Origin of the sequence: Pseudomonas sp. NPDC087185 (assembly GCF_044744955.1) — a bacterium.
Taxonomy (GTDB): Bacteria; Pseudomonadota; Gammaproteobacteria; order Pseudomonadales; family Pseudomonadaceae; genus Aquipseudomonas.
Map to the genome: position 1 here is coordinate 624,462 of NZ_JBIUZK010000003.1, position 11,382 is coordinate 635,843.

At 63.9% G+C, this 11,382-nt stretch carries 13 protein-coding genes; 8 read left to right on the plus strand and 5 right to left on the minus strand.

Annotation, left to right across the window (positions count from 1 at the left end; translation table 11 throughout):
• Positions 1–13: 13 nt before the first annotated feature.
• Complete coding sequence (locus tag ACIPIJ_RS13140) at positions 14–577, plus strand: TetR/AcrR family transcriptional regulator (protein ID WP_401077115.1); 564 nt, start codon at positions 14–16, stop codon at positions 575–577.
• A complete protein-coding gene (locus ACIPIJ_RS13145) occupies positions 564–1,157 on the plus strand; it encodes a DUF4157 domain-containing protein (protein WP_401077117.1) in 594 nt (197 codons plus the stop codon). The genes ACIPIJ_RS13140 and ACIPIJ_RS13145 overlap by 14 nt, the downstream gene beginning before the upstream one ends.
• A gap of 61 nt (positions 1,158–1,218) precedes the next feature.
• Here ACIPIJ_RS13145 and ACIPIJ_RS13150 read toward each other — a convergent pair whose 3' ends face one another.
• Positions 1,219–2,211: a bile acid:sodium symporter family protein gene (locus ACIPIJ_RS13150; RefSeq protein WP_401077118.1), complete on the minus strand. Its 993-nt coding sequence runs from the start codon at positions 2,209–2,211 to the stop codon at positions 1,219–1,221.
• A gap of 119 nt (positions 2,212–2,330) precedes the next feature.
• Here ACIPIJ_RS13150 and ampC point away from each other — a divergent pair, with 119 nt between their 5' ends.
• Positions 2,331–3,479, plus strand: a complete 1,149-nt coding sequence (gene ampC, locus ACIPIJ_RS13155) for a class C beta-lactamase (protein WP_401077120.1) — start codon at positions 2,331–2,333, stop codon at positions 3,477–3,479.
• Between the two features lie 300 nt (positions 3,480–3,779).
• Complete coding sequence (locus ACIPIJ_RS13160) at positions 3,780–4,112, plus strand: hypothetical protein (RefSeq protein WP_400803356.1); 333 nt, start codon at positions 3,780–3,782, stop codon at positions 4,110–4,112.
• A gap of 57 nt (positions 4,113–4,169) precedes the next feature.
• Here the strand turns inward: ACIPIJ_RS13160 and ACIPIJ_RS13165 are convergent, their stop codons facing one another.
• From ACIPIJ_RS13165 to ACIPIJ_RS13180, 4 genes are all read right to left on the minus strand, one after another.
• Complete coding sequence (locus tag ACIPIJ_RS13165; protein ID WP_401077122.1) at positions 4,170–4,469, minus strand: hypothetical protein; 300 nt, start codon at positions 4,467–4,469, stop codon at positions 4,170–4,172.
• A gap of 144 nt (positions 4,470–4,613) precedes the next feature.
• The gene (locus ACIPIJ_RS13170; protein ID WP_401077123.1) at positions 4,614–4,802 is read right to left on the minus strand and encodes a hypothetical protein; all 189 of its coding nucleotides are present in this window, start codon (positions 4,800–4,802) and stop codon (positions 4,614–4,616) included.
• A 140-nt stretch (positions 4,803–4,942) separates the two neighbouring features.
• Complete coding sequence (locus tag ACIPIJ_RS13175; RefSeq protein WP_401077125.1) at positions 4,943–5,263, minus strand: YbjQ family protein; 321 nt, start codon at positions 5,261–5,263, stop codon at positions 4,943–4,945.
• 52 nt (positions 5,264–5,315) lie between these two features.
• Positions 5,316–6,203 carry an EamA family transporter gene (locus ACIPIJ_RS13180; RefSeq protein ID WP_401077127.1) on the minus strand — a complete coding sequence of 296 codons (888 nt, stop codon included), beginning with the start codon at positions 6,201–6,203 and terminating at the stop codon, positions 5,316–5,318.
• A 233-nt stretch (positions 6,204–6,436) separates the two neighbouring features.
• Here ACIPIJ_RS13180 and ACIPIJ_RS13185 point away from each other — a divergent pair, with 233 nt between their 5' ends.
• The 4 genes from ACIPIJ_RS13185 to yghU all read left to right on the plus strand — a co-directional run bounded on the left by ACIPIJ_RS13185 (position 6,437) and on the right by yghU (position 11,268).
• Complete coding sequence (locus tag ACIPIJ_RS13185) at positions 6,437–7,834, plus strand: purine-cytosine permease family protein (RefSeq protein WP_401077129.1); 1,398 nt, start codon at positions 6,437–6,439, stop codon at positions 7,832–7,834.
• A 94-nt stretch (positions 7,835–7,928) separates the two neighbouring features.
• Positions 7,929–8,984, plus strand: coding sequence for a GlxA family transcriptional regulator (locus ACIPIJ_RS13190; protein WP_401077130.1), 1,056 nt, complete (start codon positions 7,929–7,931; stop codon positions 8,982–8,984).
• 83 nt (positions 8,985–9,067) lie between these two features.
• A complete protein-coding gene (locus ACIPIJ_RS13195) occupies positions 9,068–10,273 on the plus strand; it encodes an NAD(P)/FAD-dependent oxidoreductase (protein ID WP_401077132.1) in 1,206 nt (401 codons plus the stop codon).
• Positions 10,274–10,428: 155 nt separating this feature from the next.
• Entirely contained in the window at positions 10,429–11,268 is an 840-nt protein-coding gene (gene yghU, locus ACIPIJ_RS13200; protein ID WP_401077134.1) for a glutathione-dependent disulfide-bond oxidoreductase, read from the plus strand.
• The last annotated feature ends 114 nt before the right edge of the window (positions 11,269–11,382 follow it).

Below are 11,382 nucleotides of genomic sequence, written 5' to 3' on the forward strand. Positions count from 1 at the left end.
AAAGAGGTTCCCGGTGCGCTACTCCACTGACCACAAGCAACAGACCCGTGACAAGCTGCTAGCCAGCAGCGGCGCACTGGCCAAGCGCGGCGGCTTTGCCAGCACCGGCGTCGCCGGGCTGATGAAGGCCATCGGCCTGACCGGCGGCGCGTTCTACAACCACTTCCCGTCCAAGGATGACCTGTTTACCGAAGTGGTCCGCCAGGAACTCTGCAACAGCCCGCTGTCGCGCCTGGCCAACGAAGGCGCCAACCGCGAACGCCTGGCGCGTTGCCTGCAGCAGTACCTGAGCCTGGCACACCTGCACAACGCCGAGGGCGGCTGCCCGCTGCCGCCGTTGGGCGTAGAGATTGCTCGGGCCGAACGACCGGTGCGCGAAGAAGCCGAGCATTGGCTGGTGGCCCTGCATGACGCCTGGAGCCAGACGCTGGAGGATGAAACACTGGCCTGGGCGTTGATCAGCCAGTGCGTCGGGGCACTGGTGGTGGGGCGCATGCTGGCCAGCGAGGCGGTTCAGACCCAGGTACTTGAAGCCAGCCGCAGCGTCGTCGACAGGGCCTTGAATGAGAGCCGCTAGCCTGTTGTGTGGGTTGTTGCTGAGTACGACGACATTCGCTGAACAGGCTTGCCCCCCGGGGCAATTCCAGGTCTGCCTGATGGGTTGCTTCTGCGCTCCCATCGACCCGGGGCAGGCCGGCCAGGTGCTCAAGGACGTCGAGGTGATGGCCTCCAGCAGCCTGGCGTTCGCCCTGCGCCAGGCTCGCGACGAGGCAACCGCTAGCGGCAGCGAGCCGATCCCGCTGCACATCCGCGCCCAACTCGAACCGTGGTATGACTTTGCCGTGCTCGATGCCGCGCGGTACCGGGTGGGCGACGAACAGCAGATCAGCGCTGCCAACGCCATGCTGCAGAACCCGGATGTGAACGCGGTAACGCTGATCGACACGATCATCTTCCGCCATGCCAGCGATGCCGAAGACAACGTGGCGCTGTGGGCGCACGAGCTCAAGCATGTGCAGCAGTATCAGGCGCTGGGGGTGGAGGAGTTCGCCCGGCGCTATACGCGCAACCATGAGGCGCTGGAGGGGCCGGCTTACACGATCGAAGCCGAGGTGGGCAAGGCCCTGCGCGAGCGCAGTTCAGGGCAGGCTCGGTAGCCCGCACCGGCCTCTTCACAGGCTTACCCGCAAAAAAGCCGGTGCAAACAGCTCAAAAGGCTCAGGAGGAAACCGTAGAAGCTTCACCTTCCTCCACCCGGCTGGCGTACCGCTGTGCCAGCACCGCACACACCATCAGCTGGATCTGATGGAACAGCATCAACGGCAAGATCATCGCGCCGATGCCACTGCCCACGAATAGCACCTGCGCCATCGGCACGCCGGTCGCCAGGCTCTTCTTGGAACCGGCAAACAGGATGGTGATGCGGTCTTCCAGGCTGAAGCCGAGCACCTTGCCCAACAGGCGCGTACCGAACAGCACCACGGCCAGCAGAATGCCGCAGACGGCGAACAGGCCCGCCAGATGCTGTGGCGATACCGTATGCCACAAGCCGGTGACCACCGCCTCGCTGAACGCGGTGTAGACCACCAGCAGGATCGAACCTTGGTCCACCACCTTGAGCCAGCGCGCATTGCGCTTGACCCAGGCTCCGATCCAGCGCCGCGCGACCTGCCCGGCGACGAAGGGCACCAGCAGCTGCAGGGTGATCTTCAGCACCGCATCCAGGCCAGAGCCGGTGTCGCCACTGGCGCCCAGCAACATCATCACCAGCAGCGGGGTCAGGAAGATACCGATCAGGCTGGAGGCCGCAGCGCTGCAAATGGCTGCCGGCACGTTGCCACGGGCCAGTGAGGTGAAGGCAATCGCCGACTGGACGGTGGCGGGCAAGGCGCACAGGTACAACACGCCGAGGTACAGCTCGTTGCCCACCAGCGGCACGAACAGCGGCTTGAATGCCAGGCCCAGCAACGGGAACAGCACGAAGGTGCAGGAGAACACCAACAGGTGCAGGCGCCAGTGCCCGGCACCGGCGATAATCGCCTCGCGCGACAGTTTGGCACCGTGCAGGAAGAACAGCAGGCCGATGGCCAGGTTGGTCAGCCAGCCGAAATACACCGCGCCGTCGCCCGAGCAGGGCAGCACGGTGGCGATCAACACCACCCCGAGCAACGCCAGAGTGAAGTTGTCGAACAACATGCGCAAATATTTCATAACCGTTTCCATCTTGTTGTTGAGCAAGGGCAGACGATAAGGTCTGAAGCTCTTTCCTGCTAACGCCGGAACCCCCACCGGTGTCGCTCAACGGACACATACCTGAAAAGGACGCCTGCATGCCCCTCGTTCATCTTGCGCCATTCACTGTCGCCACGGCCCTGGCCTTGGCAACCCTCGGTGCGCACGCCGCCGACCCTCTGCAAGCGCGGGTCGACACCATCATCCGCCCGCTGATGCAGGAGCAGGGCATCGCCGGCATGGCCGTGGCCCTGTACGCTAATGGCCAGACTCACTACTTCAGCTATGGCGTGGCCAACAAGGCGAACGGGCAACCCGTTACCGCCGACACGCTGTTCGAGATCGGCTCACTGAGCAAGACCTACACTGCCACCCTCGCCGCCTTGGCCAGCGCCCAGGGCAAGCTCGACCTCGACGCGCCGGCTCAGCGCTACCAGCCTGCCCTGGCTGGCACACCGCTGGGCAAGGCCAGCGTGCTCGAACTTGGCGCCTACAGCGCCGATTGCCTGCCGTTGCAGCTCCCCGACGCGGTACAGACCGCCGAGCAGACCCTGGCGTTTTTCCGCACGTGGCAGACACGCGCCGAGCACGGCACCCAACGCTGTTATTCGAACGCCAGCCTTGGGCTTTTTGGCGACCTGGCTGCACGCGCGCAGCAGCGGCCGTTTGCCGAGCTGATGACCCAGGACGTGTTGCCGCAGATGGGCCTCACGCATACCTACCTGCAGGTCCCGGCAAGCGCCCAAGGCCTCTACGCTCAGGGTTACGATGCGCAAGACCGCCCGGCCCGTGTCAACCCCGGGCCGTACGCCGATGAGGCCTACGGCATCAAGACCAGTGCCAGCGACCTGCTGCGCTACGTGCGCCTGCACATGCAGCCGGCCGAGTTGCCCCCCGCCTTGCGCAAAGCGGCCGCCATTACCCAGGCAGGCTACTTCCAGGTCGGTGCAATGACCCAAGGCCTGGGTTGGGAACGCTACCCCTACCCCGCCACGCTCGACACGCTGGTCGATGGCAACAGCCCACGGCTCATCCGTGAGCCTCAGCCTACCCAACGCCTGAATCCAACCCTGCCCACCTTGCCGGCAGCCTGGTACAACAAGACCGGCTCCACCGGTGGTTTCGGGGCCTATGCCGCGTTCATTCCGTCCGAAGGCAGGGCCATCGTTCTGCTCGCCAACCGCAATTATCCCAACGAAGAACGTGTGCGGGCCGCCTACCAGATCCTGTCCCTTATCGACCACTGAAACACACTGCAAGCTGGATTGTCCGACAAGATGTAGTGACAAAAAATATTCACTACAAAACGATTGACGCCGCTGATCGCCCTTGGGCATGATGAAGCCGTCTCCCTGATCGGGAGCGGTGGCAAGGGTGTTCCAGACGGCTTGCGCGGTAACGCAGGCCGTCCGTGGAGAGGGAACTGTCCAAAAGGCAGCGTGAGAAAGCCCCTGTTGCGATGCTGCTGTAGCAGCCTTGGTAGCGCGCTACATGCTGTAGCGCCAACTGTGAAAATCACCAACAAAAAAATGGGTAATGGGGGCTTTATGATGAACTTGAACAACAATCCGACCATCGACCAACTGGCTCAGCTGTTCGCCGCACGCAAGGACAGCCTTGACGACCACCTGCTGTGGGTCAACCAGACCGGCGAGGTGCGCCTGGACCGCCTGCCGCCGAACACGGTCGAAGATGAATTCGAAGCGCACCTGCCGAGCATGCGCGCCCGCTTCAAGGTCTACCGCCGTGGCCAGGGCTACGTCGGCAAGAAAGCCGCCGCCGACACCGAGTTCGTCGGCCGCGTGCTGCAGACCCTGCAACAAGAATGGCCCGCCGCCCGTGAGCGGCAGGCAGTCAAGGTGATCGAGCCGCTCAACTGATGCGTCATTGAGCAGCCACACCACTTCCTGAGCCCGGCCCGCATAGGCCGGGCTTTTTCATGCCTGCCGACGCTGGCATTGCGGCAACGCCAGCGCCCCCGTCGCCAGCGCCCTGGCGCGGTCGACACCCCACACCAGCGCGCGGGTCATGGTTTCGCCAGGGCGCGCCGGATAATACTCCTCAAGCAACGCCCTGCCGTCCTGGCCATACACCCCGAGGAACAATTGCGTGGCGCCGAGCCGCGACAGGCGCACTTGTACATCGAGGGTGGTGCCGTCACTCAGTGCTTCGTCGTGGCTGCGGCTGTGCAGTTGCGCATCGGCCCACTGCCAATAGGTCTCTTCCCTGACTCGCATGGAAAAACAATCCTCTTTTCCTGATATACCGCACCAGAAAACCACAGCGGCATCGATTCGGCGAGTGCTACCCATCGATGCCATGAGCAGGATCAACCCAAGCCAACAAAAACCCCGCCACTGGGCGGGGTTGTGTGAACGGGATCACTTTTTCGGTGGCACCCGCGGCGTGAAGCGGCCCTTTTTGCTGCGCTGCAGATGTGCCGGCTGCAGCTGTTCCGAATCGTCCAGGGTCATGTGTGCGAAGCCCAGGCGGAAGGCCGCCTGACCACAACGCACCTGGCTGTTGATCGGGAACGCATCGTTCATGTCTTCGAAAAAGGACTCACTCATGCCCTGTTCTCCCTTCAGTGGCGACCGCGCCGGCAAGCAGAGGTTTTGCCTGGAAAAACGCGACCTGTGAAAGTGAGACTAGCCGGTCATATGCGGACTGCCCGGCCAAAAGCACCAGAACCGACCAGTGGCACTTCGCCTTATTTCAGGCGCACAGCCGTGCCCGTGGCGAACACCACGACCATGCCGCCGTTCACCGAGGGCATGCTAATTTCGAAATCGACACCCACAACGGCATCGGCCTGCAACTTTCGCGCCCGTGCCTGCAATTCTTCCGTGGCCTGCTCACGGGCCTGGCGCAACGCGCTTTCCAAGGTCTGTGAGCGGCCGCCGAAGAAGTCGCGAAAGCGTGCAAAAAAATCACGCACGAAGTTGATGCCCTGCACCGATTCGGAGCTGACCACGCCCAGGTATTCGGCAATCGGGCGGCCTTCGAGCTGGCTGGTGGTGGTGATGATCATCGGGAAGCTCCGTTGGCTTGGCAAAAGAGGCCAAGTCTAACAAAAGCGTCGATCAACTTGCGCTCGCCGCCCGCAGCCGCTGCCCCAGCTTCGGCCCGAACACATTGACCAGCAACCCGAGCATGACCAGCAACGCGCCCCACCCCTGCACCGCAGTCAGCCGCTCGCCCAGCAACCAGGCCGAAGCACTCAAGCCAATCACCGGCACCAATAAAGAGAACGGTGCCACCTTGCCCGCCGGGTGGCGCGACAGCAGCTTGCTCCACAGGCTGTAGCCCAGCATGGTGGCGACGAACGCCAGGTAAATAAGCGCCAATACCGAACTCCAGGAGATATTGGCCAGGGCATGGCCAATACGCTCCGGCCCTTCCAGCCACCACGACAAGGCCAGGAACGGCAGCGGCGGAATCAACCCGCCCCAGATCACCAGCGCCACCAGGTCCACCGAGCCGAAACGGCGCGTGATGATGTTGCCCATGCCCCACATGGCACCCGCGCACAAGGTGAGCATTAGCGCCACCAGTGGTACATGCCCGCTGTCTTCGCTGCCGATCAGCGCCAGGCCACTGGCCGCCACCAGCAGCCCCAGCACGCTCGCCATGCGCAAGCGTTCACCTAGAAACAGCGCGGCGAAGCCCAGGGTGAAGAAGGCCTGAGACTGCAGCACCAGCGAAGCCAGCCCCGGCGGCATGCCGCTGTACATGGCCTGGAACAGAAAGGCGAACTGGCCCAAAGAGATGGTCGCACCGTATGCAATCAGCCAGCTCCAAGGCAGCTTCGGCCGCTTGACCAGAAGGATCGCCGGAAAAGCCACCAGCAGAAAGCGCAATGCCCCCAGCAGCATCGGCGGCAGGCCATCGAGGCCCACTTTGATGACCACGAAATTGACTCCCCAGGCGACGATCACCACCAGGGCGATCAGCAGGTCCTTGAGCGGCATTGCAACTTCCTTCTTCTGGCGTTCTAGACATATTTCGTAACAGCATAAGGCTATTTTTTCGGCAAGGACCAGCACAGTTGCGACCAACCCTTGCGCAACAGTCCCGGTGTAATGGCGGAAATGGCGCCGCTTGACCGAGCTTGTATAGACATGATCATATCGCCAAGCGCCATAGCGCCACGTCCCGCCAATGGCTTCCTCCCTGACACAAAAACAATGAAGCGGAGCCCTCAATGTCCAGCAAATCCGTGCTCGAGCGGCGCTCGATTGACTACATCCCCGAAACTGAACGCCATGGACGGGTGTACAGCCAGTTCACCCTGTGGCTTGGAGCCAACCTGCAAATTACCGCCATCGTTACCGGTGCACTGGCCGTGGTGCTGGGTGGCGATGTGTTCTGGTCGCTGATCGGCCTGCTGCTGGGGCAAGTGGTCGGCGGCGCGGTCATGGCCCTGCACGCCGCCCAGGGCCCGCGCCTGGGCTTACCGCAGATGATCTCCAGCCGGGTGCAGTTCGGTGTGTATGGCGCGGCCATCCCGATGGTGCTGGTGTGCCTGATGTACATGGGGTTCACCGCCACCGGCACGGTGTTGTCCGGGCAGGCGATCGGCCAGTTGCTGAGTGTCAGCGACAGCACCGGCATCCTGATCTTCGCTGCAGTGATAGTGCTCGCCACCCTGGCCGGCTACCGGGTCATCCACTGGATCGGCCGGGTCGCCAGCGTGCTCGGCATCATTGCCTTCGTTTACCTGTTCAGCCGCATCCTGATGATCGCCGACATCGGCCAGTTGCTCGACAACCGCCATTTCAGCTGGGCATCGTTCCTGCTGGCAGTCTCGCTCGCCGCGTCCTGGCAGATTGCCTTCGGCCCCTACGTCGCCGACTATTCGCGCTACCTGCCGAGCAGCACCTCGCCGGTCAGGACCTTCCTCGCCGCCGGCCTGGGCTCGGTGATCGGCGCCCAGGCCTCGATGATCCTCGGGGTGTTCGCCGCAGCCATCGCCGGTGGCCAGTTCACCGGGCGCGAAGTGGCCTACATCGTCGGCCTTGGCGGCGCCGGCACCACCGCAGCGCTGCTGTACTTCTGCATTGCCTTTGGCAAGGTGACCATCTCGACGCTTAATTCCTATGGCAGCTTCATGTGCATCGCCACCATCATCAGCGGCTTTCGTGGCCACCTGGCGATCAGCCGCACCCAACGCCTGGTGTTCGTCCTTGCCATCGTCGGCGCCGCTACCCTGGTGGCCTTGCTTGGCCAGCACTCGTTCCTCAGTGCGTTCAAGTCGTTCATTCTGTTCCTGCTGACCTTCTTCGTGCCCTGGAGCGCGGTCAACCTGGTGGACTACTACTTCATCACCACGGAACGCTACGACATCCCAGCCCTGGCCGACCCCGAGGGCCGCTATGGCCGCTGGAACTGGCCTGGCATCAGCGTCTACACGGTGGGCGTGCTGATCCAGATGCCGTTCATCGACACCAAGCTGTACACCGGCCCCATGGTCGCGCACCTGGGTGGCGTGGACGTGTCCTGGCTGATCGGCCTGGTTGTGCCGAGCGTGCTGTACTACTGCGTGGCGCGCCACCGCGCCGCCGAAGCACCGACCAGCATGATCGTGCCGCAAGCACGCTGACCGCTCAGGCGACATGAACTCATCGGGGGCTGGCATGTATGATACAAGCGGATTGTTTGCCAGCCGTTGGCGGGTTTCAGATCAGGCCGTGACCATGACCGACATCGCTGACCAGCTCGACCCGCCTCTGCTACCCGTCGACCATCCCCGGGTGGTGGTCTTCGTCGCTTACCCGGCCATGGGCCTGCTTGACCTCAGCGGCGCGCAAACCGTGTTCTGGGCCGCCACCAAGGCCATGGCCGAACGCGGCTTGCCGGGCTATCGCCTGCACACCGCCAGCCTCGACGGTGGCCTGCAGCCAACCGCCGAAGGCCTGACCGTGGCCACCGAGCGCCTGGATGACGTCATGGCCCAGGCCGTCGATACGCTGATCGTGCCCGGTGCCCCGGACATCCTCCGCGCCCTCCCTGGCCACGGTCCTCTGGTGGCCTGGCTGCGACGGGCCAGCCTGCAGGCCAGGCGCACCGCATCGGTGTGCAGCGGCACCTTCCTGCTGGCCAGCGCCGGCCTGCTCGACGGCCGCCGCGCCGCCACCCATTGGGCCATGTGCGAGGTGTTGCGCCGCGACTTCCCAGCGGTGCAGGTGGACCACGAATCAATCTTCGTCCAACAGGGCACAGTGTGGACCTCTGCGGGTGTGAGTGCCGGCATCGACATGGCACTGGCGCTGGTCGAGCTGGACTGTGGCCGCGAAGTGGCGATGCAAGTGGCGCGCGAGCTGGTGGTTTTCCTCAAGCGCCCCGGCGGCCAGGCGCAGTTCAGCGAACTGCTCAAGCTGCAGGGCCAGGACTGCGCTGAGTTCGAAGCGCTGCACCTGTGGCTCAACGACCACCTTGGCGACCCCCTGCTGACCGTCGAGCGCCTGGCCGAACAGGCGCACATGAGCCTGCGCAACTTCACCCGGGTCTACAAGCTAAAGACCGGCCGCACCCCGGCCAAGGCCATCGAGGTGTTCCGCCTGGAAGCGGCACGGCGCCAGCTGGAAAACACCAACAGCCAGGTCGAGCAGGTCGCCCGGCAGTGCGGCTTCGGCAGCGAAGAGCGCATGCGCCTGGCCTTCCAGCGCCACCTGGCAGTCACCCCGCGCGACTACCGCGCACGCTTCGCCCGCAGCGTGCCGCTGGCCGAAATTCAGGGTTCTTTGGCCTAGGGCGTGTTGCTTCGTCGCCCGTAGCATCGTTGCCTGCAAACAAGGGCTACCTTGTTCTATCCGGACCTTCCAGGAGCACAACGATGAAAAATATCCTGATCATTGGCGCAGGCTTCGCCGGCCTGTGGAGCGCGCTCAGCGCGGTCCGCCAATTGGACCTGCACGGCCGTACGGATGTCGAGGTGACGCTGCTGGCGCCACAGCCTGAACTGCACGTGCGCCCACGCTTCTACGAACCCGAGGTGCACACCATGGCCGCCCCGCTGCAGGAACTGTTCGACGCGGTGAACGTGCGTTTCGTGCAAGGCACCGCGTTCCATATCGATGAAGACCATAAGCGGGTGAGCTACCGCACCGAGAGCGGCACCGAGTGCAGCCTGGGCTACGACCGCCTGATCATGGCCTGCGGCAGCGTGCTCAACCGGCCAGCCATGGTCGGCATCGAGCACGTCTTCGATGTCGACAAGATCGACAGCGCCGCGCGCCTTGAAGCGCACCTCAAGTCGTTGGCCAACCAGCCGGATACCCCTGCGCGCAATACCGTGGTAGTGGCCGGTGGCGGCTTCACCGGCATCGAGACAGCGACCGAATTGCCGGCGCGCTTGCGTGCCATCCTCGGCGAACAGGCGCAGTTGCGCGTGGTGGTGATCGACCGCGGCGCGAAGATCGGTGCCGCGCTGGGCGACGGCATTCGCCCGGCCATCGAAAAAGCCTGCGAAGCGCTGGGCATCGAATGGATCTGCGGCGCCACGGTCGCCTCGGTGGATCGCGACGGGGTGCTGCTGGACAACGGCCAACGCATCGAGGCAAGCACGGTAGTGTGGACCGTGGGCTTCAAGGCCAACCCGCTGACCGGGCAGATCAACGGCGAACGCGACCGCCAAGGCCGCTTGCATGTGGACGGCAACCTCAAGGTCAAAGGCAACGATGCGGTGTATGCGGCCGGTGACGTGGCCTACGCGGCGTGCGATGAAGCGGGCAACTATGCGGTGATGTCCTGCCAGCATGCCATTCCGCTGGGCCGGTATGCGGGCAACAATGCCGTGGCCGAGCTGATCGGCGTGGCGCCGATGACCTACAGCCAACCCAAGTATGTAACCTGCCTCGACCTTGGCGCCTGGGGCGCGGTGTATACCGAGGGCTGGGAGCGCACGGTGTCCCCGCCAACTGACAAGGCCGAGGCCAAGGCGCTGAAGTCGCAGATCAACTCGGTCTGGATCTACCCGCCGGCGGCCAACGACCGCGCGGCGGCCCTGGCAGCGGCAGACCCGACCATTCCGGTGGCCTGACTACCGCTGCTTGGCTGTGGGGGCCGGCAAACCGGCGCCCACAACAGCCAAGGCTCGATGCAACCAATGCATTTGCACATCGCACAGAACCCATGGCATAGATGCAGGTCAACGTCTGAACGTGACCGCATTGCGCCCTTGAAGGAGTTCCAGGCATGAGCAAGCATCCCTACGTCCCGCCAACGGTATGGCGCAACGACGCAGCCTCCGGCGGCCAGTTCGCCAGCATCAACCGCCCGATCGCCGGCCCTACCCATGACAAGGATCTGCCCGTCGGCAAACAGCCGCTGCAGCTCTACTCCCTGGCCACCCCCAACGGCGTGAAGGTCACCCTTCTGCTCGAAGAATTGCTTGCCCTTGGCCACAGCGGCGCCGAGTACGACGCCTGGCTGATCCGCATCGGTGAAGGCGATCAGTTTTCCAGCGGCTTCGTGGGGGTCAACCCCAATTCAAAGATCCCCGCCCTGCTTGATCGCAGCGTCGAGCCGCCAGTGCGGGTGTTCGAGTCGGGCTCGATCCTGCTGTACCTGGCCGAAAAGTTCGGCGCGTTCCTGCCCAAGGCAGCCGCCGCGCGTACCGAAAGCCTGAACTGGCTGTTCTGGCAGATGGGCTCGGCCCCCTACCTGGGCGGTGGCTTTGGCCACTTCTATGTGTATGCGCCGGAAAAGATCGAATACGCCATCAACCGCTTCACCATGGAGGCCAAACGTCAGCTGGACGTGCTTGAGCGCCGCCTGGCCGAAAGCCGCTACCTCGGTGGCGACGAATACAGTATCGCCGATATCGCCGTGTGGCCCTGGTATGGCCAGCTGGTGCGCGGCAACCTGTATGACGCCGCAGCGTTTCTTGCGGTGCACGAATACCCGCACGTGCAGCGTTGGGCCGAGGAAATTGCCCAGCGGCCGGCCGTGCAACGGGGGACACGCGTCAATCGGACCTGGGGCGACGAACACAGCCAAGTGCCAGAACGGCATTCAGCCGCCGATCTGGACTGATACCAAAAGGGGCCGCCGTGCGGCCCCGACAATGCCCCGTTGCAAAAATCCATTTGCCCCCGCGCAAACCTGCTTCCCCCGTGCCCTTCTTGTACACTCCTCGCAAAAGCCCCC